Origin of the sequence: Streptomyces sp. NBC_01439, from assembly GCF_036227605.1 — a bacterium.
Lineage (GTDB): Bacteria > Actinomycetota > Actinomycetes > Streptomycetales > Streptomycetaceae > Streptomyces.
The window spans coordinates 2,165,578-2,190,300 of record NZ_CP109487.1 but is presented as its reverse complement, the minus strand read 5'-3'; the positions used below and the strand labels follow the sequence as shown (position 1 = coordinate 2,190,300).

Annotated in this window: 21 protein-coding genes and 1 pseudogene; 5 read left to right on the top strand and 17 right to left on the bottom strand. The window is 70.5% G+C overall.

What is annotated here, in order from left to right:
• Positions 1-7: 7 nt before the first annotated feature.
• Together OG207_RS09630 and OG207_RS09625 are read right to left on the bottom strand one after the other, a co-directional pair.
• On the bottom strand, positions 8-2,434 hold the full coding sequence (locus OG207_RS09630) for a hypothetical protein (RefSeq protein ID WP_329097677.1): 2,427 nt from the start codon (positions 2,432-2,434) through the stop codon (positions 8-10).
• 84 nt (positions 2,435-2,518) lie between these two features.
• A complete protein-coding gene (locus OG207_RS09625; RefSeq protein WP_329097675.1) occupies positions 2,519-3,538 on the bottom strand; it encodes a glycosyltransferase family 2 protein in 1,020 nt (339 codons plus the stop codon).
• 289 nt (positions 3,539-3,827) lie between these two features.
• Here OG207_RS09625 and OG207_RS09620 point away from each other — a divergent pair, with 289 nt between their 5' ends.
• Together OG207_RS09620 and OG207_RS09615 are read left to right on the top strand one after the other, a co-directional pair.
• A complete protein-coding gene (locus OG207_RS09620) occupies positions 3,828-4,328 on the top strand; it encodes an NUDIX hydrolase (protein WP_329097673.1) in 501 nt (166 codons plus the stop codon).
• Positions 4,329-4,377: 49 nt separating this feature from the next.
• On the top strand, positions 4,378-4,806 hold the full coding sequence (locus OG207_RS09615) for a hypothetical protein (protein WP_329097671.1): 429 nt from the start codon (positions 4,378-4,380) through the stop codon (positions 4,804-4,806).
• Positions 4,807-4,818: 12 nt separating this feature from the next.
• Here the strand turns inward: OG207_RS09615 and OG207_RS09610 are convergent, their stop codons facing one another.
• The 12 genes from OG207_RS09610 to OG207_RS09555 all read right to left on the bottom strand — a co-directional run bounded on the left by OG207_RS09610 (position 4,819) and on the right by OG207_RS09555 (position 18,954).
• Positions 4,819-5,205, bottom strand: a complete 387-nt coding sequence (locus OG207_RS09610) for an SHOCT domain-containing protein (RefSeq protein WP_329097669.1) — start codon at positions 5,203-5,205, stop codon at positions 4,819-4,821.
• A gap of 113 nt (positions 5,206-5,318) precedes the next feature.
• On the bottom strand, positions 5,319-5,828 hold the full coding sequence (locus tag OG207_RS09605; protein WP_329097668.1) for a methylated-DNA--[protein]-cysteine S-methyltransferase: 510 nt from the start codon (positions 5,826-5,828) through the stop codon (positions 5,319-5,321).
• Positions 5,829-5,840: 12 nt separating this feature from the next.
• Positions 5,841-7,325 (bottom strand): AlkA N-terminal domain-containing protein, encoded by a 1,485-nt coding sequence (locus OG207_RS09600; protein WP_329097666.1) that lies wholly within the window; start codon positions 7,323-7,325, stop codon positions 5,841-5,843.
• Between the two features lie 610 nt (positions 7,326-7,935).
• Complete coding sequence (gene pssA, locus OG207_RS09595; protein ID WP_301364983.1) at positions 7,936-8,796, bottom strand: CDP-diacylglycerol--serine O-phosphatidyltransferase; 861 nt, start codon at positions 8,794-8,796, stop codon at positions 7,936-7,938.
• Complete coding sequence (locus tag OG207_RS09590; RefSeq protein WP_030010161.1) at positions 8,783-9,439, bottom strand: phosphatidylserine decarboxylase; 657 nt, start codon at positions 9,437-9,439, stop codon at positions 8,783-8,785. The genes pssA and OG207_RS09590 overlap by 14 nt, the downstream gene beginning before the upstream one ends.
• Positions 9,440-9,625: 186 nt before the next feature.
• Entirely contained in the window at positions 9,626-10,831 is a 1,206-nt protein-coding gene (locus OG207_RS09585; protein ID WP_189967951.1) for an acyl-CoA dehydrogenase family protein, read from the bottom strand.
• Positions 10,832-10,833: 2 nt separating this feature from the next.
• Complete coding sequence (locus OG207_RS09580; RefSeq protein WP_030010163.1) at positions 10,834-11,346, bottom strand: MaoC family dehydratase; 513 nt, start codon at positions 11,344-11,346, stop codon at positions 10,834-10,836.
• Positions 11,347-11,351: 5 nt separating this feature from the next.
• Positions 11,352-12,326, bottom strand: a complete 975-nt coding sequence (locus OG207_RS09575; RefSeq protein ID WP_052872181.1) for an HpcH/HpaI aldolase/citrate lyase family protein — start codon at positions 12,324-12,326, stop codon at positions 11,352-11,354.
• Positions 12,323-14,404: a protein meaA gene (locus OG207_RS09570; RefSeq protein ID WP_329097660.1), complete on the bottom strand. Its 2,082-nt coding sequence runs from the start codon at positions 14,402-14,404 to the stop codon at positions 12,323-12,325. Before OG207_RS09570 ends, OG207_RS09575 begins: the two co-directional genes overlap by 4 nt.
• 31 nt (positions 14,405-14,435) lie before the next feature.
• Positions 14,436-15,773 (bottom strand): crotonyl-CoA carboxylase/reductase, encoded by a 1,338-nt coding sequence (gene ccrA / locus OG207_RS09565; protein ID WP_329097658.1) that lies wholly within the window; start codon positions 15,771-15,773, stop codon positions 14,436-14,438.
• A 405-nt stretch (positions 15,774-16,178) separates the two neighbouring features.
• Entirely contained in the window at positions 16,179-16,991 is an 813-nt protein-coding gene (locus tag OG207_RS09560) for a TetR family transcriptional regulator (RefSeq protein ID WP_329097656.1), read from the bottom strand.
• 163 nt (positions 16,992-17,154) lie between these two features.
• Entirely contained in the window at positions 17,155-18,954 is a 1,800-nt protein-coding gene (locus OG207_RS09555; RefSeq protein WP_329097654.1) for a 3-hydroxyacyl-CoA dehydrogenase family protein, read from the bottom strand.
• Between the two features lie 394 nt (positions 18,955-19,348).
• Here OG207_RS09555 and OG207_RS09550 point away from each other — a divergent pair, with 394 nt between their 5' ends.
• A complete protein-coding gene (locus tag OG207_RS09550; protein ID WP_329097652.1) occupies positions 19,349-19,900 on the top strand; it encodes an adenylosuccinate lyase in 552 nt (183 codons plus the stop codon).
• A 55-nt stretch (positions 19,901-19,955) separates the two neighbouring features.
• On the opposite strand, the pseudogene OG207_RS09545 reads toward OG207_RS09550, so the two are convergent.
• The 3 genes and pseudogenes from OG207_RS09545 to OG207_RS09535 all read right to left on the bottom strand — a co-directional run bounded on the left by OG207_RS09545 (position 19,956) and on the right by OG207_RS09535 (position 23,196).
• Positions 19,956-20,374 (bottom strand): annotated as a pseudogene (locus OG207_RS09545) (RidA family protein).
• Positions 20,375-20,459: 85 nt separating this feature from the next.
• Positions 20,460-22,052 carry an alpha/beta hydrolase gene (locus OG207_RS09540; protein ID WP_329097650.1) on the bottom strand — a complete coding sequence of 531 codons (1,593 nt, stop codon included), beginning with the start codon at positions 22,050-22,052 and terminating at the stop codon, positions 20,460-20,462.
• Positions 22,053-22,164: 112 nt separating this feature from the next.
• Positions 22,165-23,196, bottom strand: coding sequence for an Rv2578c family radical SAM protein (locus tag OG207_RS09535; protein WP_329097649.1), 1,032 nt, complete (start codon positions 23,194-23,196; stop codon positions 22,165-22,167).
• A gap of 110 nt (positions 23,197-23,306) precedes the next feature.
• Between OG207_RS09535 and OG207_RS09530 the strand changes: the two genes are divergently transcribed.
• Both OG207_RS09530 and OG207_RS09525 read left to right on the top strand, forming a co-directional pair.
• Positions 23,307-24,119: a hypothetical protein gene (locus tag OG207_RS09530; RefSeq protein ID WP_329097648.1), complete on the top strand. Its 813-nt coding sequence runs from the start codon at positions 23,307-23,309 to the stop codon at positions 24,117-24,119.
• Between the two features lie 75 nt (positions 24,120-24,194).
• On the top strand, positions 24,195-24,638 hold the full coding sequence (locus OG207_RS09525; RefSeq protein WP_030729835.1) for an SRPBCC family protein: 444 nt from the start codon (positions 24,195-24,197) through the stop codon (positions 24,636-24,638).
• The last annotated feature ends 85 nt before the right edge of the window (positions 24,639-24,723 follow it).

Below are 24,723 nucleotides of genomic sequence, written 5' to 3'. Positions count from 1 at the left end.
GAGCCCGTCAGGACAGCTCGTACACCGCCAGCCGACCGTTGTCGTAGACCTTCTTCGCGAGGTCGGCCAGGAGCGGCGACTCGGCGCCCGACGGGCGGTGCGCCACGATGTAGCGGACGTGGTACCGGTCGTGGAGCCGGCGCAGGATCTCGGGCGTCGGCCGGTAGACGGCGTCCTCGTTGAACCGGAACAGTTCCTGGTCCCAGAAGGGGCCGTAGTAGGCGGCCCCGCCGCCCGACAGGGCCATGGCCCGCGGCGCGTAGCCCCAGCCCTCGATCAGCACCGACCGCTCGGAGAACGCGCTGAGCCACTGGGAGCGGGTGTTTTCTTCGCACTTCGCCCCTGGGGGCAGCGGCCCCTCCACCTGCCAGCAGTGACTGTTGGTGGCCAGCACGTCCGACGGCTCGCTGTGGGCGCGGATCCAGCGCGCCGCCTGCACGTGCGAGCGGGGCATGACGTAGGAGAACGACCACAGGGATTCCCGGGACTGCAGGACGTCGTGGAAGAGACCCGGGGTGCCGGCCGTGAGGGCGGCGGCCAGCAGGACGATCGCGCCGCGGCCGCGCAGCGCGGGCCACGCCCGGCCGCCGAGCCGCCACAGGACCGCGCCGACCAGGGCGGCCAGGGCCAGTGCCGCGGCCAGCGCGAGCGCGGGCAACAGCACGGAGTAGGAGGTGCCCTTGCGCCCCGCGTCGCCGGCGAGCCGCAGCACGTAGGACGACCAGCGGCCGGAGTAGCGGTAGATCCCGAAGGTGAGCAGCGCGGAGAAGGCGAGCACGCCGAAGGCGAGTGCGGCCTTGCCCCGCGCGCCGAGCGAAGCGCGTTCGAAGGTCTCGCAGAAGCCCCAGGCCGAGAGCACGGCCCCGAAGGGCAGCGAGGCGAGCGTGAAGTAACTGGCGTTGTAGCCGTTGACGGCCAGGTAGGCACACGGCCCCGCCACGGAGGCGCCGAGCAGGAACCACTGGACGGGTTCCAGCCGGAAGCGCCGCTTCGAGATCAACGGGATCATGCCGAGCAGCTTCAGCTGGTGGTTGAGCAGGAAGGCGACCAGCGTGCCCACGACGACGAGGGCTTGGAACGCCGGTGAGCGCAGGTTCCCCTGATCCGCCCAGTAGCCGCGGATGTTGCCGAACGGGATGATCTCCAGCCCGTAGCTCTCGAAGTTGAATATGACCGCCGTCGCGAAGAGCTGGGCACCGCCGAGGATCGCGCCCAGCCCGACCACCTGCCACGGGATGCGCCGGGTGGTGATCAGCAGGACGAAGCCGGTCAGGGCCAGGCCGGCCAGGGTGACGGGCAGGGTGCTCGCCTTGGCCGCAGTGGAGGCCAGGGCGAACAGCGCGACGAGGACGTACACCTCGCGGCCGAAGGACGGGACCCGGTCGGCGCCCTCGCCGTCCGCGGCTGACGGGCCCTCCTTGCGACTCCTGCGCAGCGCGTCGCCGATGACCCCCATCAGCGCGATCAGCAGTGGCTGGCTGTACGTCAGGGAGAGGCTGGACCAGGACATCAGCCGGACGGCGGGGGCGCCGAAGGTCCAGGTGGGCACGGGGTTGGGGTAGACGGCGGTGAACTCGGCGACCGCGAAGACCAGCAGCGCGGCCAGCGGCCCCGCCCAGGCCCGCCCGATGAGCCGGTGGGCCACCACGGCGGCGATCACCATGCCGAGCGCCGCCAGCGCGGGGACCATGAGCCTGGACTCGACCACCGCGAGGTCGATGTGACCGACCATGTCGGTCATCGCCATGTGGGCGAAGGTGAACCAGTGGTAGTGCAGGGGCTCGCCGGAAGCCTGGGGGAAGGTCAGCGGGACGTTGTGCTTCGCGTTCGCGGCGAGCGACAGCAGGTACGGCATGTCATTGAACAGCCTGCTGTTCTCCTTGTCCGGGATCACCGGATACAGGGACAGGAAGACCTGGTGGAAGTAGACGCTGCTGAGCATCACCGCCCCGGAGAGCGACCAGGACCAGCCGAGCGACGGGCTGGTGTACCCGCGCGGACGCCAGTGCCGGCGGAGCTTCGGCACGGCCGCGAAGGGGATCACCACGGCGAGCGGCCACGCGAGGGCGAGCGCCTGGGCGCCCGCCCCGACGAGGACCGCCCAGGCGGCCAGTTCCAGGACGAGGCCGAGGACCGCACCGAAGGCGAGATCCTCGATCAGCGTGTGCGGCCGTCGGCGAAGCGCCCGGAAGACCAGCGTGCCGGGGAGCATGACGCCCCAGAGCACGTAGAAGGTGTACCGGGCGACGTCGCTGGGCGTGGTGTCCGAGGCCAACAGCAGGGAGACCAGGAGGAGGTACGCGGCGGCCGCCGGCAGGAAGCGCCAGAACGCGTGCGGTCCGGGCCGGTCGCTCCTGAGGGACGGGGACGAGCCGCTCAGCGGCCGCGCCCCGGGGCCGGTCCGCTCGGGCGCGACGCTGCCAGTTGTACCCATGTGTTCGGTGTCTTCCCTACCTGCTGTGCGTCGGCCGGCCCCGGACGGGGCCGGCCGGGAGCGCCCCGGTCCGGGGCGCCGGGGTCAGGCCGCGTATTCGGCGACGCGCTGGTCGTGCTCGGCGGCCGCGGTGTCCTCGGCGGAGTCGTAGCCGACGAAGTAGGCGGGCCGGGCCTGCACGGCGGAGTAGATCCGGCCTATGTACTCGCCGAGGAGGCCGACGCAGACGAGCTGGACGCCGCCGAGGAAGACCATGCCGATGAACAGCGAGGCCCAGCCGGGGACGGTCGCGCCGAGCGCGTACTGGACGGTGGTGTAGATCCCCAGGCCGAAGCAGATCACGAAGCTCAGCAGGCCGAGCCAGGTGGCGAGCCGCAGCGGGCTGGCGGAGAAGTTGGTGATGCTGTCCAGGGCCAGGCGGATCATCTTGGACAGCGGGTAGTGGGTGCTGCCCGCGACCCGCTCCTCACGGACGTAGACGACCTCGCCGCTGCTGAATCCGAGCCACGGCACGAGCAGCCGGTAGACCGGCTGGTGCTCGGGCAGGGACTTGAGCGCGTCGACGGCGGCCCGGCTGAGCAGGCGGAAGTCGCCGGCCTGGTTGGGCATGTTCTTGCCGACGAGCTTGCGCATCAGCCAGTAGTAGACGCCGGCCGTGCGCCGCTTGAAGAAGGTGTCGGTGCCGCGGTCGCCGCGGACGCCGTAGACGATGTCCAGGTTCTTCTCGCGGGCCAGCTCGTACATCTCGACGATCTTCTCCGGCGGGTCCTGGAGATCGGCGTCGATGCTCACGACGTACTCGCCGTGGGCCCGGTGGATGCCGGCGGTCAGCGCGGCCTGGTGTCCGGAGTTGCGGGCGAAGCGCACGATGCGCAGCTCGGGCCACTCCTGGCGGATCTTCTGCATGATCATCGGAGTGGCGTCGGTGCTACCGTCGTCGATGCCGACGACCTCGTAGCTGATCCCCATGCCGTCCAAGATCGGACGCAGGCGCGCCACGGTCAGGGGCAGGGCCTCCTGCTCGTTGTAGATCGGGATGACGACGGACAGCACGGGTACCGGCCGGTCGGCCGCGTCGCGTGCCGGGGCTGCTGCGTTCTGCATGGAGGGGTTTTTCTTCAATCTCCGAGTGCGGAAGACCGTCGGCGGGTGCCTGACGATCTGAACTGCCGAGAGCAGGACGTCGGCAGTGGACCACCAGTCCGACGGCCCGGAGACACACCAGTTGCCGGAGCCCTTGGTGCCGCAGGGCGGGGGTGAGTGACCCGGGCGAGGGGTAATAATATCATCAGTCAAACAATCGTCATGGGGTGCCCATTGGGTGTCGAGCGGACCGAACGCCCCGTGCCACCCGGCCCCACCGCGCTCGTGACGAAGGAATTAGGGTTGCGGCGTGACCACCGCAGATGACTACGCCACGTACATCGCGAGCCTGCCCCGGGTGTTGGCCGGCGCGGCCGCCCTCTACCGGGACGCCGAGGGCCGGGTCCTGCTCGTCGAGCCCAACTACCGCGAGGGCTGGGCCCTGCCGGGCGGAACCATCGAGTCGGACCAGGACGAGTCGCCGCGCACCGCGGCTCGGCGCGAGAGTGCCGAGGAGATCGGCCTCGACCTCCCGCTCGGCCGTCTTCTGGCCGTCGACTGGGTGCTGGGCCCCGGTCGCCCGCCCCTGGTCGCCTACGTCTACGACGGAGGCGTACTCGACGAGGCCCAGCTCGCTTCCGTCGCGCTGCAGGAGGAGGAGCTGGTCTCCTGGCGACTGGTCGAGCCCGCCGAACTCGCCGCCTACCTGCCCGAACTGCTCGGACTGCGCGTCCAAGAGGCCTACCGGATCGCGCAGTCGGGCGAGGGCGCCGCTGAACTGGAGAACGGCCGGCGTCCGGTCACCTCGTGACGGGCGCCCCGTAACACCGGACTTACCTCGACCAGGACAGAATCAGAAGATGATCACGATGTACGCCTGGCCCAGCACCGCCGACGGGCCCGACGCCCTTCCCATGGTGCACTTCACCACGGACCAGCAGGCCGGCGGTGAGGTGACTGCGGAGGGGACCCCGGTCTGGCTCTTCGACACCGCGATACGCGAGGGCGGCTGGGCGCTGTTCACCGATTTCGAGGGCTGGTCCGTTCCGGCCGCCGGCTGGCAGGCCTTCTACCGCCGCGAGGACGACCTCCTCGCCGTCACCGGGCCCGGCTCCTGCGAGGGCTGGTACCAGGGCAACCTCGGCGCCGACGGCGACTGGGTGGCGGCCGCCACCACCCAGCAGAGCGTCGTCCTGCTGGCCGCCCCGGTCCAGCACCCCTCGCTGTACAACTACGCCGTGGAGGCAGGGGCCGCCTTCGCGCTGCTCGTTCCGCTCCTCGTCGTCTGACGACCCGACCGGTCAGGCCAGGAGCTTGGCCTTGGCGCGGTCGAACTCCTCCTGCGTGATGTCGCCCTTGTCCTTGAGGGCGGAGAGCTTGTGCAGTTCGTCCGCGCTGCCGCCGGAGCCCGCCGTCTTCTGGACGTAGTCCCGGAAGGCGGCCTCGTTCTCCTGGACCTGCTTCAGGTCGCGCTCGCCCATGCTCTTGCCCCGGGCGATGAGGTAGATGAACACGCCCAGGAAGGGCAGGATGATGACGAAGATCAGCCATCCCGCCTTCCCCCAGCCGCCGAGGCTGTGGTCACGGAAGATGTCCGTGATGATCTTGAAGAGTAGGAAGAACCACATGATCCACAGGAACAGGTACAGCATCGTCCAGAAGATGTTGAGAAGCGGATAGTCGTCCATGCCCGACTCCGATCATGTAGCGGTATTCCATTCATACAACCGCTTCAAAAACTCCGCATTTCGGAGTGGGGCGGTGTCGAACAGGCCTCCGCGACCGGCTTTCAGGACGGGGCTCAGGCCTGTTCTCCGGACTCCAAGGCCAGCAGCCTGACCTTGCGGTCGAGCCCGCCGCCGTAGCCGGTCATCCCGCCCGACGCGCCGATCACCCGGTGGCAGGGCACGATGATGCCGACCGGGTTCTTCCCGTTCGCCAGGCCCACCGCGCGCGAGGCGCTGGGCTTGCCCAGCTTCGCCGCGAGCTGCCCGTACGACCACGTCTCGCCGTACGGGATCCGCACGAGCTGGTCCCAGACGCTGCGCTGGAAATCGGTGCCCTCCAGACGCAGCGGGAGGTCGAACTCGGTGAGCTCGCCGGCGAAGTACGCGGTCAGCTGGCGCGCCACTTCGGGGAAGGGCTCCTCGGCGGCGGCCACCCGCTCCCCGAAGGACTCCTCGGCCGGCCGGTGGCGCTGCTCGGTCATGTAGAGGCCGCTGAGCACCCCGTCCGTGGCGACCAGGGTCAGCGGGCCGTAGGGGCTGTCGACGACGGTGTGCGTCTTGGCGCTGTTCGTGGTGGATCGCATCGCTGGTGCTCCTCAGACGGGCAGGTGGTTGATGGGGTGGGCTTCGGTGGCCCACAAGTACTGGACGGCGTAGGCGCGCCAGGGCCGCCATCCGGCCGCCCGCGCGGTGAGCGCCGAGGGGGTGGACGGCAGCCCGAGCCCCTGCGCCGCCCGCCGGATCCCCAGATCGGACGGCAGGAAGGCGTCCGGGTCGCCGAGTGCCCGCATCGCGATCACTTCGGTGGTCCACGGGCCGAAGCCGGGCAGCGCCGTCAGTTGTGCCCGCGCCGCCTCCCAGTCACTGCCGAAGCCGAGCGTCAGCGAGCCTTCGGCGAGCGCCGAGACCAGGGTGGTCAGCGTGGCGCGCCGGCTGCGCGGCAGGGCCAGCGCCTCCGGGTCCAGCCCGGCGAGCGCCTGCGGGGAGGGGAAGAGGTGGGTCAGCCCGCCCAGCGGGTCCTCGATCGGCTCCCCGTGCGCGGTGACCAGCCGGGCCGCGTGCGTGCGCGCCGCTGCGGTGGAGACCTGCTGGCCCAGCACCGCCCGTACGGCGAACTCCGGCGCGTCGACCGTACGGGGTACCCGGCGCCCGGGGGCCTTGTCCACGAGCGGGGCCAGCAGCGGATCGGAGCGCAACTGCTCGCCGACCGCCTCGGGGTCGGCGTCCAGGTCGAGCATCCAGCGGCAGCGGCTGATGGCGATGGTGAGGTCGCGCAGGTCGGTCAGGGCGAGCCGGCAGCCGATGTGGTCGGGCTGCGGGGTCAGGGCGACCACCCCGGTTCCGTAGGGCAGGCGCAGGGTGCGCCGGTAGGCGCCGTCCCGCCATTCCTCGACGCCGGGGACGGCGGTCGCGGCGAGGTGCCCGAAGAGGTTGTCGGGGTTCAGCGGGGCCCGGAACGGCAGCCGCAGACTTATCGTCCCCGGGATCCGGGGCGGGGCGTTCCTGCTGCGGCCGGCCTTGACGGCCCGTTCCCGCAGCTCGCTCGGGGACAGGGCGAAGACCTCGCGGACCGTGTCGTTGAAGGTGCGGATGGAGGAGAACCCGGCGGCGAAGGCCACGTCGCCCATCGGGAGCTCCGAGGTCTCGATGAGCAGCCGGGCGGTCTGGGCGCGCTGGGCCCGGGCCAGGGCCAGCGGACCGGCCCCGAGCTCGGCGTTCAGCTGCCGCTCCACCTGGCGGGTGGAGTAGCCCAGCCGGGTGGCGAGGCCCGGCACCCCCTCCCGGTCCACCACACCGTCCTGGATCAGCCGCATCGCGCGCGCGACGGCGTCGGCCCGGGCGTTCCACTCGGGCGAACCGGGGCTCGTATCAGGCCGGCACCGTTTGCAGGCCCGGAACCCGGCCTGCTGGCAGGCGGCCGCGCTGGGCAGGAAGGTCATGTTCTCGACCTTGGGCGGCACTGCGGGGCAGCTGGGCCTGCAGTAGATCCGGGTGGTCAGGACGGCGGTGAAGAACCAGCCGTCGAAGCGGGCGTCCTTCGACTGCACGGCCCTTACGCAGCGCTCGGTGTCGGTGTGCATGCGTCCAGCTTCGGGGTTCCGGTTACGGCGGGCTGGCGGTTTTCCGACATCAAGGCTAGCCGTGTCCCTGGCCGGGGGCGCGGGGGCGGGTCGGGCGGGGCCGGGTCCGGCGGCGGGGCGGGGGTCGTCCGGGGTAGGCATGATTTATGGCCCCACGGCGGAACGAGAACGTGCCCGGCGGTCCGGGCCAACAAATCACGTTTTACACCCCGGACGACCCCCGCCCCACCACCGGCCCCGACCCCGCCCTCGGGCGATCCGCACGGCCGCCCGAAACCGCGGGTCCCCGGGGATCCGGACACGAGTGCCGCAGGCGGGGGGCTACGGGAGGGGTCGGCGGCGGGGTGGGGAGTGTCCGGGGTGTAAAACGTGATTTGTGGCCCTCACCGCCGGGGTCCTGTGCGACCCGGCTCAGGGGCCATAAATCATGCCTACCCCGGACACTCCCCACCCCGCCGCCACCCCCGGCCCGCGGAAACGGCCCCGCCGCCACCCCCGGCCCGCGGAAACGGCCCCGGAGGCACCCCCGGCCCCCGTGAACGCCCCCGGCCCCAGGGAAACGGCAGAAGGCCCCGGATGCCGATGGCATCCGGGGCCTTCTCCGGTACAGCTAGCGCAGCGTCGTCGCTCGGGCCTCGCGGCGGTTGTGCCGGAAGGTGTTGGCCTTCCGGGTCGTCGCGAAGAGCGGAATGGTCGCCGCCATGGCGATCTGCAGGGCGCAGCCGGTCTGGAGCAGCAGCTGACCGCCGGGGGCGTCGAACGCCCAGGCCGCCAGCAGCCCCATCGCGCTGACGATCCAGCAGAGCATCGCCACCGCGAGGACGCCCCGCGGCTTGGGGTACTCGACCCGGCTCACCATCAGCCAGGCCACCCCGATGATCGCCAGCAGCGTCGGGACGAACGGCAGCTCCAGCAGCACGATCGAGACGACCGTCAGCGCGCCGAAGGGGCTCGGCATGCCCTGGAACATGCCGTCCTTCATCGTCACGCAGCTGAATCTCGCGAGTCTGAGCACCACGGCGAGCAGGACCACGATCGCGGCCAGCGCCGACATCTTCTGGTGCGCGTCGACGGCGACCATGCCGTAGACGAGCACGAAGTAGGCCGGCGCGAGGCCGAAGCTGATCAGGTCGGACAGGTTGTCCAGCTCGGCACCCATCGGCGAGCTGCGCAGCTTGCGGGCCACGATGCCGTCGAAGAGGTCGAAGACCGCGGCGAGCAGCATCAGTATCACGGCCGTCGCGGCGCTGTTGCGGGCCATGCCCGATTCGCCACTGCCGGTGAGGTGCGGAATGAGGATTCCGGTGGTGGTGAAGTACACCGCCATGAATCCGCACGTCGCGTTACCGAGAGTGAGGGTGTCCGCTATCGACAGCCGCAGCGAGAGCGGCATGTCGTCTTCGGCGGACTCCTCCTCGGCGGGCTCGGGAACCCAGCCCGCGGCCGGAGTCTCAGGGTCAGTCACGGTCAATTCGTGTCACCCCCGCGGTGGTGGCCTGACCGACCTCGACCGCGACCTCGACGCCCTCGGGGAGGTAGATGTCGACGCGGGAGCCGAAGCGGATCAGACCGATGCGTTCGCCCTGCTCCACCTTGGTTCCGGCCGGCAGGTACGGGACGATGCGACGGGCGACGGCGCCGGCGATCTGCACCATCTCGATGTCACCGAGTTCGGTGTCGAAGTGCCAGACAACGCGCTCGTTGTTCTCGCTCTCCTTGTTGAACGCCGGGACGAATCCGCCGGGGATGTGCTCCACGGACGTCACCGTGCCCGCGAGGGGCGCACGGTTGACGTGGACGTTCAGCGGGCTCATGAAGATCGCGACCCGGGTGCGTCCGTCCTTCCACGGCATGATGCTCTGCACCACACCGTCGGCGGGCGAGATGACACGGCCCTGAGCGATCTCGCGCTCGGGGTCGCGGAAGAACCACAGCATGCCCGCGGCGAGCGCGGTGGCGGGCACGGCCGCCGCGGCCCAGCGTCCGGACTTGCGGGCCCGGGTGAGGCTGAGCGCCGCGGTGGCCACGGTCGGCAGAAGCCACGGCGATGCTCCGCGCGCGAGGCGTACGCCAAGGAGGCTGTCGCGAGGTGCAGAGGTTTGGCTGTGGGGCATGGATGACCTTCGTAGCGGGTGATTGCCGCGCCGCAAACGGGGGGACGGGACGGCGGCTTTACTGGAATGCTATCGGTTGCGCGCAACAACTGGGCAAGCCAGAAGCCGAGTCGATGACCGTCAGCCAGTCACTGCCAGTGATCCTTTCGCAACGAACCCATGGATGATTCGCTGCAAAAGGGACTTTCAGCCCTGAAGTCGGTACTCCTCGAGCAGGCGTCGCCCGATGATCATTTTCTGGATCTCGGCGGTACCTTCACCGATCAGCAGCATCGGGGCCTCCCGGTAGAGACGCTCGATCTCGTACTCCTTCGAGAATCCGTATCCACCGTGGATGCGGAAGGCGTCCTCGACGACCTCCTTGCAGTATTCGGAGGCGAGGTACTTCGCCATCCCTGCTTCGAGGTCGTTTCGTTCCCCAGAGTCCTTTTTGCGTGCTGCATTGACCATCATCGCATGGGCGGCTTCGACCTTGGTAGCCATTTCGGCCAGCTTGAACTGAATCGCCTGGTGTTCGGCGATCGGCTTGCCGAAAGTGTGACGTTGTTGGGCATAGGAGACACCCAGCTCGAAAGCACGCTGAGCGACGCCGCAGCCACGCGCCGCCACGTTGACGCGGCCGACCTCGACCCCGTCCATCATTTGGTAAAACCCTCGGCCCGTCTGACCGCCGAGTACCCGATTGGCCGGAATGCGCAGTCCGTCCATGATGAGCTCGGTCGTGTCGACGCCCTTGTAGCCCATCTTGTCGATCTTGCCGGGGATGGTGAGGCCGGGACGGACCTCACCGAAGCCGGGCTCCTTCTCCACGAGGAAGGTCGTCATCGACTTGTGGGGCGCGGTGCCCTCGGGGTGTCCTTCGTCACTCCGGACGAGAACGGCCACCAGGGTGGAGCTGCCGCCGTTCGTCAGCCACATCTTCTGGCCGTTCAGGACGTACTCGTCGCCGTCCTTCACCGCCTTGGAGGAGATGGCCGACACGTCGGAGCCCAGCGCCGGCTCGGACATCGAGAACGCGCCGCGCACCTCGCCCAGGGCCATGCGCGGGAGGAAGTGGTCCTTCTGCTCCTGCGTGCCGTGCTGCTTGAGCATGTACGCCACGATGAAGTGGGTGTTGATGATGCCCGAAACGGACATCCAGCCACGGGCGATCTCCTCGACGCACAGGGCGTAGGTGAGGAGCGACTCACCCAGGCCGCCGTACTCCTCCGGGATCATCAGGCCGAAGAGGCCGAGTTCCTTGAGGCCGTCGACGATCTGCTGCGGGTACTCGTCACGGTGTTCGAGCTCGGTCGCGACCGGGATGATCTCCTTGTCGACGAACTCCCGGACGGTCTTGAGGATCTCCCGCTGGACGTCGGTCAGCCCGGCGGTCTGGGCGAGTCGGGCCATGACTACTTCCCCTGTTCCTTCAGCGTGGGGCGGCCGGGCTGCTCGCCGCCGCGCTCCTTGATGTACGTCTCGGTCGGGACCATCACCTTGCGCCGGAAGACGCAGACGAGAGTGCCGTCCTGCTTGTAGCCCTTGGTCTCCACGTAGACGATCCCGCGGTCGTTCTTCGACTTCGACGGCGTCTTGTCGAGGACCGTGGTCTCGCCGTAGATCGTGTCGCCGTGGAAGGTCGGCGCCACGTGCCGCAGGGACTCGATCTCCAGGTTGGCGATGGCCTTCCCGGAGACGTCCGGCACGGACATGCCGAGCAGCAGCGAGTAGATGTAGTTGCCCACGACCACGTTCTTGCCGAAGTCGGTCGTGTTCTCCGCGTAATTGCTGTCCATGTGGAGCGGGTGGTGATTCATGGTCAGCAGACAGAAGAGGTGGTCGTCGTACTCGGTGACCGTCTTCCCGGGCCAGTGCTTGTAGACCGCCCCGACCTCGAACTCTTCGTACGTGCGTCCGAACTGCATGGCGGTCAGGCCTCCGGGGTCTCGAACTTGGTGGTGCGCTCCATGCCGGCGGCCCGGCCCTTGCCCGCGATGACCAGGGCCATCTTGCGGCTGGCCTCGTCGATCATCTCGTCGCCGAGCATCGCGGAGCCCTTCTTGCCGCCGGCCTCCGAGGTGCACCAGTCGTACGCGTCGAGGATCAGCTCGGCGTGGTCGTAGTCCTCCTGCGAGGGGGAGAAGACCTCGTTGGCCGCGTCGACCTGACCGGGGTGCAGCACCCACTTGCCGTCGAAGCCCAGCGCGGCGGCCCGGCCGGCCACCTCGCGGTAGGCGTCCACGTCGCGGATCTGGAGGAAGGGGCCGTCGATCGCCTGGAGGTTGTGCATGCGGGCCGCCATCAGGATCCGCATCAGGATGTAGTGGTAGGCGTCCGCCGGGTAGCCGGGCGGCTGCATGCCCACGACCAGGGACTTCATGTTGATCGAAGCCATGAAGTCGGCCGGGCCGAAGATGATGGTCTCCAGCCGCGGCGAGGCGGCGGCGATCTCGTCGACGTTCACGAGACCCTTGGCGTTCTCGATCTGCGCCTCGATACCGATCTTGCCGACCTCGAAGCCCATGGTCTTCTCGATCTGGGTCAGGAGGAGGTCGAGGGCGACGACCTGCTGGGCGTCCTGGACCTTCGGCAGCATGATGCAGTCGAGGTTTTGGCCGGCGCCCTCGACGACCGTGACGACGTCGCGGTAGGTCCAGTGCGTGGTCCAGTCGTTGACGCGCACGACGCGGGTCTTGCCGGTCCAGTCGCCGTTGTTCAGCGCGTCCACGATGGTGTGGCGGGCGCCTTCCTTGGCGAGCGGCGCGCAGGCGTCCTCCAGGTCCAGGAAGACCTGGTCGGCCGGCAGGCCCTGGGCCTTCTCCAGGAACCGCGGGTTCGATCCGGGCACCGCGAGGCAGGAGCGACGCGGGCGAAGGCGGTTCACCGGGTGGACGGGCGTGGTCATGCGGGGACCTCCGTGCTTGCAACGAGTGCGTTGTCGATGTCGAGGGGGGCGAGCTTGTTGGCCTTGCGGATCTCGTCGACGATACGGCCGATGATCTCCGTGATGCCGAAGTCCTTCGGCGTGAAGACGGCGGCGACACCCGCTGCCTTGAGCGTCACGGCGTCGGCGTTGGGAATGATGCCTCCGACGATGACGGGGATGTCACCCGCCCCCGCCAGTCGCAGCCGTTCCAGGACGTCCGGGACCAGAGCGCTGTGCGAACCGGACAGGATGGACAGTCCCACGCAGTGCACGTCCTCGGCCAGCGCCGCGGAGGAGATCTCCTCCGGGGTCAGCCTGATGCCCTGGTAGACCACCTCGAAGCCGGCGTCGCGGGCCCGGACGGCGATCTGTTCGGCGCCGTTGGAGTGCCCGTCCAGGCCGGGCTTGCCGACCAGCAGGCGCAGCCGGCCCGAGCCGAGCTCGTCGGCCGTGCGGGACACCTTCTCGCGGACCTCGTGCATCGGCGTACCGGGCTCGGCGGTGACCGCGACCGGGGCCGAGGAGACCCCGGTCGGGGCGCGGAACTCGCCGAACACCTCGCGCAGCGCGCTGGCCCACTCGCCGGTGGTGACACCGGCGCGGGCGCACTCCAGCGTGGCCTCCATCAGGTTCTCGGTGCCCGCCGCGGCCTCCTTGAGGCGCTCCAGCGCCTGCTGGGTGGTGGGGAAGACGAACGGGTCGCCGTTCCCCTGGCGGTCCGAGGACTCCTGCCGCTCGGCGCGCCAGCGGCCGATGCGCTCCACGGTGAACGCCTCCGTCGCCGGGTCGACCGTCATGATCGCGCCGTCGAGGTCGGCCGTGAGCGGGTTCTCCTCGGTCTGCTGGAAGCAGTTGACACCGACGATCTTGTCCTCGCCGGCTTCGATCCGCGCCCGCCGTTCGGCGTGCGAGGAGACCAGCTCGCCCTTCAGGTACCCGGACTCGACGGCCGCCATGGCGCCGCCCATCTCCTGGATCCGGTCGATCTCGGCCAGGCAGTCGGCGACCAGGGAGTCGACTTTGGCCTCGATGACGTGGGATCCGGCGAAGATGTCCTCGTACTCCAGCAGGTCGCTCTCGAGCGCCAGGACCTGCTGGATGCGCAGCGACCACTGCTGGTCCCAGGGCCGGGGCAGACCCAGCGCCTCGTTCCAGGCGGGCAGCTGCACGGCGCGGGCGCGGGCGTCCTTGGAGAGGGTGACCGCGAGCATCTCCAGCACGATGCGCTGGACGTTGTTCTCCGGCTGCGCCTCGGTGAGTCCCAGGGAGTTGACCTGGACGCCGTAACGGAAGCGACGCTGCTTCGCGTTCTCGATGCCGTAGCGCTCCTTGGTGACCTTGTCCCAGATGCGGCCGAAGGCGCGCATCTTGCACATCTCCTCGATGAAGCGGACGCCCGCGTTCACGAAGAAGGAGATCCGGGCGACGACCTCACCGAAACGCTCCTGGGGCACCTGGCCCGAGTCGCGCACCGAGTCGAGGACCGCGATCGCCGTGGACATCGCGTACGAGATCTCCTGGACCGGGGTGGCCCCGGCCTCCTGGAGGTGGTACGAGCAGATGTTGATCGGGTTCCACTTGGGAATGTGGTTGACCGTGTACGCGATCATGTCCGTCGTCAGCCGCAGGGACGGCCCCGGCGGGAAGACGTGCGTCCCGCGCGAGAGGTACTCCTTGACGATGTCGTTCTGGGTGGTGCCCTGGAGCTGGGCGATGTCCGCGCCCTGCTCCTCGGCGGCCACCTGGTAGAGCGCCAGCAGCCACATGGCCGTGGCGTTGATCGTCATCGAGGTGTTCATCTGCTCCAGGGGTATGTCCTGGAACAGCCGCCGCATGTCGCCCAGATGGGAGACCGGGACCCCGACCCGGCCCACCTCGCCGCGGGCGAGGATGTGGTCGGGGTCGTAGCCGGTCTGCGTCGGCAGGTCGAACGCGACCGACAGGCCGGTCTGGCCCTTGGCGAGGTTGCGGCGGTACAGCTCGTTGGACGCCTCGGCCGTGGAGTGGCCGGCGTACGTCCGCATGAGCCACGGACGGTCCTTCTGGCGCTCTGTCATCTCAGGCTGTCCCTTAGGCCTTTGAACGGTCTCAGACGTTGCGGAAGCGGTTGATGGCGTCGAGGTGCTCGGCGCGCATCTCGTGGTCGCGGACGCCCAGGCCCTCCTCGGGGGCCAGCGCGAGGACGCCGACCTTGCCCTGGTGGAGGTTGCGGTGGACGTCGTAGGCGGCCTGGCCGGTCTCCTCGAGGGAGTAGACCTTCGACAGGGTGGGGTGGATCTTGCCCTTGGCGATCAGGCGGTTGGCTTCCCACGCCTCGCGGTAGTTGGCGAAGTGCGAGCCGACGATCCGCTTCAGCGACATCCACAGGTAGCGGTTGTCGTACTGGTGCATGTAGCCCGAGGTCGAGGCGCAGGTGGTGATGGTGCCGCCCTTGCGGGTGACGTAGACCGAGGCGCCGAAGGTCTCGCGGCCCGGGTGCTCGAAGACGATGTCGATGTCCTCGCCGCCGGTCAGCTCGCGGATCTTGGAGCCGAAGCGCTTCCACTCGCGCGGGTCCTGGGTGTGCTCGTCCTTCCAGAACTTGTAGCCCTCGGCGTTGCGGTCGATGACCGCCGTGGCGCCCATGGCCCGGCAGATGTCCGCCTTCTCGGGGCTGGAGACCACGCAGATCGGGTTGGCGCCGCCGGCCAGCGCGAACTGGGTGGCGTAGGAGCCGAGGCCGCCGCTGGCGCCCCAGATCAGGACGTTGTCGCCCTGCTTCATGCCGGCGCCGTTCTGGGAGACCAGCTGGCGGTAGGCCGTGGAGTTGACCAGGCCGGGGGAGGCGGCCTCCTCCCAGCTCAGGTGGTCGGGCTTCGGCATCAGCTGGTTCGACTTGACGAGCGCGATCTCCGCCAGGCCGCCGAAGTTGGTCTCGAAGCCCCAGATGCGCTGCTCGGGGTCGAGCATCGTGTCGTTGTGGCCGTCGGAGGACTCCAGCTCGACCGAGAGGCAGTGCGCGACGACCTCGTCGCCCGGGTTCCAGGCGTTGACGCCGGGGCCGGTGCGCAGGACGACGCCCGCGAGGTCGGAGCCGATGACGTGGTACGGCAGGTCGTGGCGCTTGGTGAGCTCCGACAGGCGGCCGTAGCGCTCCAGGAAGCTGAAGGTGGAGACCGGCTCGAAGATCGAGGTCCACACGGAGTTGTAGTTGACCGAGGAGGCCATGACGGCGACCAGGGCCTCGCCCGGGCCGAGCTCCGGCACCGGGACGTTGTCCAGGTGCAGGGACTTGCGCGGGTCCTTCTCGCGCGAGGTGAGCCCGGCGAACATCTCCGCCTCGTCCTTGTGCACGGTGATCGCGCGGTAGGACTCGGGGAGCGGCAGGGCCGCGAAGTCTGCTGCGGTGGCGGACTGCGACTGAATCGCGTCCAGGATGTCCTTCACGGTGAGCCTCCGGCTAGCGCTGATGAGGGTGCGCTGAGGTAAACGGGGTGCGTGGTGCGGGTGCGGTGTGCCGTCGGTCCGGCTGGTGCGGTGGTGCTGGGCGACGCCCGTGGTGAGGCGTGCGGTGCCTGGTGACGCAGGCGATCCGGGGCGCGTTCCACGCCGGGTGGGCGTGGGTCGCGGGGACATCCGGACGACTTCAACGTATGGCACCCCGTGTCACTCAGCAAGGCACCGCGTGCCAAAACTTTCTCTCATTTGCCGATTGACCTGCACCGATGAGCGATGATCGATCAGAGTTACCCGCGAGTAGGGGCAAGCCGGACATACGAAAGTGGCCGCCCCCGGAACGGGAGCGGCCACTGTGACCAGGGGCACCCCCAGCGGCGGCCGGGTGAGTGGTGACTACTTGGCGCGCAGCGCCTCTTCGATGGTCCGCATGACCTCGTCCAGCGGGGCGTCGGTGCGGGCCACCGCCACCAGCACCTCGCCCTGCGTGCGCACGGCCGCCGGCGCGGCCGGTTCCGTGCTCAGGGTGCGGCCCGCGCCGATGCCCGTGCCGAACGTCTTCCGCACGATCGAGAACGCGTGGTCCAGCTGCGCCTCGACGTCCCCCTGACCGCCCGCGCGCAGCCAGCGCCGCAGCACGTGGTTGTGGGCGGTGACCACCGCCGAGGCGGCCACCTCGGCCAGCAGCGGGTCGTCGTTGCCGTCGTGGTGGTCCTGCTCGTCGAAATGGGCCAGCAGGTAGCGGGTGAACAACCGCTCGTACCGGGCCACCGAGGCGATCTCCCGCTCCCGCAGCGCCGGCACCTCACGGGTCAGCCGGTAGCGCTCCACCGACACCGCCGGCGAGGCGGCGTACATCTTCATGACTTCCTTGATCCCGCGGCACACCGTGTCGAGCGGGTGCTCGTGCGCCGGGGCCACGTCCAGGACGGCCTCGGCGCGGGTCAGGGTGTCGTCGTGGTCCGGGAAGATCGCCTCTTCCTTGGACCGGAAGTGCCGGAAGAAGGTCCGCCGCGCCACCCCGGCCGTCGCGGCGATCTCGTCGACCGTCGTCGCCTCGTACCCCTTGGTCGCGAAGAGCTCCATGGCCGCGGCGGCGAGCTCGCGGCGCATCTTGAGCCGCTGTGCGGCCGCCTTGGTGCCGGCCGGACTCTCCGGGGTGTCGGAGGCCGTGGCGGCGCGGGGCGAGGTCTTGGCGGGCTGGGACATAGAGCGAAAGTACTTCATTCGTGCAGGGGTGCGCGCCTGCGGGGGGTGAGAGAGGGGTGGATGCGGGGGAGGGCCCGCACTGGGCTCGTGAGGGTTGGCCCGCCGTGAGGGTCCGGCGGGCCCGAGCAGCCCTCCCCACGCATCCGGCTCGTGGCCCGACGGATTACCGGCGGGCGGCGTACTCACGGAATCCGCGGCCGGTCTTCCGGCCCAGGCAGCCCGCCGCCACCAGGTGCTCCAGCAGCGGGGACGGGGCCAGCCCCGGGTCGCGGAACTCCTTGTGCAGGACCTTCTCGATGGCCAGCGAGACGTCCAGGCCGACCACGTCGAGGAGCTCGAACGGGCCCATCGGGTAGCCGCCGCCCAGCTTCATCGCCGCGTCGATCTGGTCGATGTCGGCGTAGTGCTGCTCGACCATCTTGATCGCGTTGTTGAGGTACGGGAACAGCAGCGCGTTCACGATGAAGCCGGCCCGGTCGCCGCAGTCCACCGGGTGCTTGCGCACCTTGAGGCAGATCTCGCGGACCGTGGCGTGCACGTCGTCGGCGGTCAGGACGGTCCGGACCACCTCGACCAGCTTCATCGCCGGGGCCGGGTTGAAGAAGTGCATGCCGATCACGTCCTGCGGACGCGAGGTCACGCGGGCGACCGCGATCACCGGCAGCGAAGAGGTGGTGGTGGCCAGCACCGCACCCGGCTTGCAGACCTTGTCCAGGGTCGCGAACAGCTCTTGCTTGACCGCCAGGTCCTCGGCGACGGCCTCCACGGCCAGGTCCACCTCGGCGAAGGCGTCCAGCGATCCGGCCGGGGTGATCCGGTCCAGGGTCTGGGCCGCGCCCTCCTCGCTCAGGCGGCCCTTGGACACCGCACGGCCCAAGGACTTCCCGATCGCGGCCTTGGCGGCCTCGGCCTTCTCCTGGCTGCGGGCGGCGAGCACCACGCTGTAACCGGCCTGCGCGAAGACCTGGGCGATCCCGCTCGCCATCGTTCCCGAGCCGGCCACGCCGACCGAGCTGACGGGACGGCCGGTGCCGACCAGGGACCCGTCGAGCGGGGTCTGCAGGTCGCGGACGATCACCGAGCTGCCCGGTGCCTCGTACGTGTAGAAGCCGCGGCCGGACTTCTGACCGGTCAGGCCCGCCTCGGCCAGCTGGCCCAGGATCGGGGCCGGGGCGTGCAGCCGGTCGCCGGAGGAGGCGTACATGGCCTCCAGGACGGTACGGGCGGTGTCCACGCCGATCAGGTCGAGCAGCGCGAGCGGGCCCATGGGCAGCCCGCAGCCGAGCCGCATCGCCGCGTCGATGTCCTCGCGGGAGGCGTACCGCGCCTCGTACATGGCGGCGGCCTGGTTGAGGTAGCCGAACAGCAGGCCGTCGGCGACGAAGCCGGGCCGGTCGCCGACCGGAACCGGCTCCTTGCCGAGCTCGCGGGCCAGTTCGGTGACCGCCTCGACGGCCGGCGGGGCGGTCAGAACGCAAGAGACGATCTCGACCAGCTTCATCGCCGGGGCCGGGTTGAAGAAGTGCAGGCCCAGCACGCGCTCGGGGCGCAGGGACTCGGCGGCCATGCGCGTCACCGACAGGGCGTTGGTGCCGGTGGCCAAGATGGTGTCGGGCCGCACGATCGCGTCGAGTTCGCGGAACACCTGCTGCTTGATCTCGTACGACTCGGGGACGACCTCGATGACCAGATCGGCCTCGGCGGCGGCGCCCAGATCGGTGAAGGTGCGGAAGCGGGCGAGCACGTCTCCGCGCTCCTGCTCGGTGAGCCGCTCCCGGGCGACGGAGCGGGCGGTGGCCGCGGCGAGTGCGGCCTGGGCCCGCTGAGCGGCGGCCTCGCTGATGTCGATGCCGATGACCTCGCGGCCGGCCCGGGCGAGGACCTCGGCGATGCCGGTGCCCATCGTGCCGAGGCCGACGACGGCGATGGTCTGGAGGGTGGGCTGACTGGACTGACGGTCCATCGAGGGACTCCAGTGGATGAGGGTGACGACTGGGGGGCGCGCGGCGCACGGCGCGCGCGGATGCCGTACGGAAGAGCCGTGCGGTGAAGGGACCGGGGTGAGCGGGCCCGAAGAGAGGTGCCCGCGGAGAACGGGTCCCCGGGGCGGAAACGGCGGAACCCTGTCCCGGGGTCACACCGTGGAGAAACGAACCGACCGGCACGAGGCGGCTGCGTCACCAGGCCGCCCTCGTACGTGTTGCAACGACAGTAACCCGCCGGTAACTGGTCCGCCAGAGCGCGGAGATGTGACCTGTACCGCCCAAATGTACCGATCATCGATCATCGATCAACGGGCTGTCTCCGATGTCCCGAAACCCGGCGCGGCGACCGCTGTGTCCCCCTAAGGTGGCCGGGTGAACGACGTGCTGGAGCGCCTGCGGGCCGAGGCGGGACCGTCACCCGAGTACGAGGTGTTGCTCTCGGCCGCCCCCGACGGTCTCGCCGCCTCCCTGACGTCGGCCGGGCTGCCCCTGTGGGCCCGCGAACTGGCCGCGTACCGGCTGGGCCTCGCGGGAGACCGCCGCGCCTTCGAATCCCTCGTCCTGCTCCTCAACCACCGGGACCCCGCCCGCTGCGCGGCCGCCGCCGAGGCGCTGGCCGTCCTGGACGACCCGCGCACCGCCCGCGCGGCAGCCGCCCTCGCCACCAACGGCCTGCGCACGGCCTACGCCCTGCAGCCCGTGCGGCTGCTCACCGCCTTGCGCGCCCCCGAGTCCGTACCGGCCCTGATGGCCACCCTGTCGCGGCTGCTGCACCCGCACGACCCGTACTGGCGGGTGGCCCTGGCCTGCATCGAGGGCCTCGGCGCGCTCGCCGACCCCCGCGCGCGCGAACTCCTCACCCGCGCCCAGTCCCACCCCCGGCTGGCGGTGGCGGCGACGGCCGCGCTCCGCAACCTGGGGTGAGGCGCGCGGGCTGAGGCGCGCTGGCTGAGGCGCGCGGGCCGGGGATCGCGGCCCGCTATGCGGCGATGACCGCGAAGGCCTCTATCTCGACCAGGAGTTCGGGCCGGAACAGCGCGGAGACCTGCACCGCCGAGGAGGCCGGGAGCCGGTCGGCCGGGATCACCGCGTCACGGGCCTCCCGCACCGCCGGGAGGTGGGCGACGTCCGTCACGAAGTAGGTGAGCTTCACGACGTCTTCGAAGGTCGCCCCGGCCGCCGCCAGGCAACGGCGCAGGTTCTCGAACACCTGCCGGGCCTGGGCGGCCGGACCCCCTCGCCCACGACCTCGCCCCGCTCGTCGAGCGCGCACTGTCCGGACACGGCGACGAGACGCCCCGTGCCCCACGCGACGTGGCTGTAGTGGGGGCTCGCGGCGACCCCTTCCGGTGCGGCGATACGGGTCAGGTGGCTGCTGTGCGACGGTGTCGTGGTCATGGACACGATCTTGCCCCCTTCTCCTTCCTCCTTCTCTTCCCCTTGCCCTTCCCCGTTTCGTGCTGACAGGTGGATCGGGTGGGCGTCAGCCCCGGAAGCCGAGCAGGCCGTGCAGGGCCGCGCCGCCCGCGGAGGCGGGCACGGCGCGGGTCGCCGTGGTCGGCTTCGGGGCCGCCTGGGCGGGGCAGCTGGCGTCCGCGGCCCTGCCGGTCGTCAGGTAGGCCGACACCTTCTCGTCCAAGCACTTGTTGCCGCTCAGGGCGATGCCGTGGTTGCCGCCGCCCTCCTCCACCACCAGGGCCGAACCCGACAGCTTCTTCCGCATGCTGAGCGCCCCCTCGAAGGGGGTCGCCGCGTCCTCCGTCGCCTGGAGCAGCAGGGCGGGCGGGAGATCGGCGTTGGTCACGTCCGGGGCGTCGAGGGGCTCCGCCGGCCAGAACGCGCACGGGGCGTTGTACCAGGCGTTGTTCCAGGTCATGAACGGCGCCTTGGCGTGGGTGCGCCACATGTCCGCGCGCCACTGGTTCCAGTCCTTCGGCCACGCCGAGTCCCGGCACTGGACCGCCGTGTAGACGCTGTAGCCGTTGCCCGCCGAGGGCTCCACCGCGCCGAACCGCTCGTAGGCGGCCACCAGCGGCTTCGGGTCCTTGGCCACCGCGTACGCGGCGAAGGCCTCGGCCAGGTTCGGCCAGTAGCCGTTGTAGTACCCGCCGGGCATGAAGGTGTCCTCCAGCTCCGCCGGCCCCACCTTGCCCCCCGCCGGGCTCTCGCGCAGCGCGTCCCGCATCGCGTACCAGGCCCGCTCGACCGCCGCCGGGTCGGTGCCGAGCTTGTAGGTGGCGTCGTACTGGGCCACCCAGGCCAGGAACGACTTGTGGCGGGCGTCGAAGGCGAGGTCCTGGGCGAGGTTGTCCTCGTACCAGACCCCGCCGGGGTCGACCACGGAGTCCAGGACGAGCCGGTGCACGCGGCCCGGGTGCAGCTTGGCGTACACCGCGCCCAGGTAGGTCCCGTACGAGTAGCCGAAGTAGCTGATCCGCTCCGCGCCGAGGGCGCCGCGCAGCGCCTCGATGTCCCGGGCGGCCGAGACGGTGTCGATGTACGGCAGCACGTCCGCGTGTTTGGCCCCGCAGGACTCGGCGAAGGAGCGCACCCGGTCCAGGTTGGCCCGTTCGGTGGCCTGGTCCATGGGTACGGAGTCCGGCCGCGCGGGCTTGAAGTGCCCGGCCGCGCAGTCCAGGGCGGGCTCGCTCTTGCCGACGCCGCGGGGGTCGAAGCCGATCACGTCGTACTGGGCGGCCACCTCCTTGGGCAGGGCGGAGGCGATGTACCCGGCCAGACTGCGGCCGCTGCCGCCCGGGCCGCCCGGGTTGACCAGCAGCGGGCCCTGGGAGGTGGCGCCGGTGTGGGGGACACGGGTCAGGGCGAGGGTGATCTGCCGCCCGTCCGGACGGGCGTGGTCGAGGGGCACCTTGAGGGACGCGCACTGCAGCGTGGGGTACCGCGGGGTGGTGCAGCCGGTCCAGCGCAGCGCCGCCTGCGCCGGCGCCGCGGCGGCCGGATCGGCCGGGGCGGCGGGCGCGGCCGTCACCGGGCTCGCGAGGGCGGTGGCGACGGTGGCGGCGACGGTGGAGATCGACAGCAGGACAGCGGTGCGCTTCTTCAAGGGGTGGAGCATGGGGCCTCCCAGCCGAGGGTTCTGGGCGGAATCGTCCCGGAAACCACGCCTGGAAATCGGGATTGGGTCGCCGATTGGCCCGATGTGATGACCGTTCAGGCGGCGCCGGCCGTCACAGGAGGCTCAGCTGCGTGGCTCCCGCGGGCGCGGAGCCGTCCGGCCGCCCGGGCGTGACGATCTTGCGGGCCTCGCCCCGGCGGGCCGGGCCGATGCCGAATTCGGCCGCCAGTTCGTGGACTTGGCGGGTGATCCGGCGCTGGTACCAGGTGGGTGCGTACGACCCGCCCGCGTACATCCGCTCGTACCGGGGGACCAGGTGGGGGTGGTGGGTGCCCAGCCAGGCCGTGAACCACTCGCGCGCCCCGGGCCGCAGATGGAGTACCAGGGGTGTCACGGAGGTCGCGCCGGCCCCGGCCACGGCCCGTACGGTCGCCCGCAGCTGCTCCGGGGAGTCCCCGAGGAAGGGGATCACCGGGGCCATCAGCACCCCGCACTCGATCCCGGCATCGGTGAGCGCCCGTACGGCGCCCAGCCGGGCGGCGGGGGAAGGGGTGCCCGGTTCGACGGTCCGCCAGAGCCCGGTGTCGGTGAATCCGACCGAGATCGAGATGCCGACCTCGGTGACCTCGGCGGTCTCCTGCAGCAGGGGGAGGTCGCGCAGGATCAGCGTGCCCTTGGTGAGGATCGAGAAGGGGTTGGCGCGGTCGCGCAGGGCCTCGATGATCCCGGGCATCAGCCGATAGCGGCCTTCTGCGCGCTGGTAGCAGTCGACGTTGGTGCCCATGGCGATGTGCGCGCCGGTCCAGCGGGGCGAGCCGAGCTCGCGGCGCAGCAGGTCGGGGGCGTTGGTCTTGACGACGATCTGGGAGTCGAAGCCGACGCCGGTGTCGAGGTCGAGATAGCTGTGCGTCTTGCGGGCGAAGCAGTACACGCAGGCGTGGCTGCATCCCCGGTAGGGGTTCACGGTCCATTCGAACGGCATGCGGGAGGCGCCGGGCACGCGGTTGACGATCGACCGGGCGCGCACCTCGTGGAAGGTGATCCCCCGGAACTCGGGGGTGTCGATGGTCCGGGTCACGACGGCGTCGGCCCCGAAGAGCGCGGCCGGCCCCGCGGACCCCTCGGTCAGGTTCTCCCAGCGCATGGTGCGCCTCCCTCGGTAGCTCTGGCGCCGAGAATAGAACAAGTGTTCCCATGATCGTGCGGACCGAAATTCCTTTGATCGCAGCGGGGCGGGTGTGCGAAATTCCGGCCGTGGCTGGAATGCGGATCGTGGTGTGCCTCCCCGGCGAGGCCCGGACCAGGCTCGACGAGGCGCTTGCCGAGGCGATGGCCCCCTTCGAGATCGACTTCACCCGGGACGAGGAACTGGACATCTGGGACGGGTGGACCATCTGCGGCAACGGCAGCTACCGCGACGGCTTCCAGCTGCTGCCGGGGTACGAGGACGACCCGCGGATCGTGCGCGAGGTCCGCGACGACGGCGTGCCCGGCTGGTGCGCCGGCGGGCCCCGCGAGGCGATGGCCTTCGCCGAGATCCGGGCCGAGGCGCGGGACATCGCCCGGGCCGCATGGGACCTGTGGCGGGAGCTCGCCCGGAGCCACCCGCCCGCCCAGCCGCGCCGTGTGGTGTGGGACTCGCCCTGGCCGACCTCGGAGGAGTACCGGGCCGGGCGCGAGGCCGACCAGGAGGCGGGGGCGGCCTTCGACGCCCAGCCGCTGGTCGTCGCCTACCGGGAGGGCGTGGCCGCCCTCCTGGAGGCCCACCGCGGGTACTACCTCGGCGGGTTCCTCCAGCACGGGGCCGCCGCCGAGAGCGTCGGCTGGACCGGCCGGGAGGACTTCGCCGCCGCGGAGAGCGCCGGGACACCCTGGCACCAGCACGTGCTCACCCTCGACGGTTGGTGGTACGGGGAGGACGAGCCCGCCGTCCACGGCGAGTGCGACGGCCCGGACGCCTGCGTCCACCGCCCGCCCCTGCCCTGGCTCCGGGATACCGCCAGGACCGGCTACCTGGAGGAGCTGCCCGGGGACACGCTCCTGGTCAAGCTCCGCTGCCACGTCTGACCCGGATTTGGGCCACCGCCCCGGAGGTGGTTGGCTTCGCCGTGACGAGCGGACACAACTGCTGGAGGAACAGCTATGGCGCAGGTCGAGGCCACCACGGAGCGGATCATCGCGGCTGACGCGGAGACCGTGTTCGACGCGCTGGCGGACTACACCGGGACCCGCGGGAAGCTGCTGCCCGAGCACTTCAGCGAGTACGAGGTGCGCGAGGGCGGCGACGGCGAGGGCACCCTGGTGCACTGGAAGCTCCAGGCCACCAGCAAGCGCGTGCGCGACTGCTTGCTGGAGGTCAGCGAGCCGACCGACGGCGAGCTGGTGGAGAAGGACCGCAACTCCTCCATGGTCACCACCTGGCGGGTCACCCCGGCCGGTGAGGGCAAGTCCAAGGCCGTGGTCACCACCGTCTGGAACGGCGCCGGCGGCATCGGCGGCTTCTTCGAGCGCACCTTCGCGCCCAAGGGCCTCGGCCGGATCTACGACAGCGTGCTGGAGAACCTGGCCACCGAAGTGGAGCGCTGAGCAACGGCGTTGACGGTGGGGCCGGGCCGGCGGCCTCACCGGATCGGGTGAACCCGCAGCGCCCGCGGGCCGCGGCTCGCTCGGC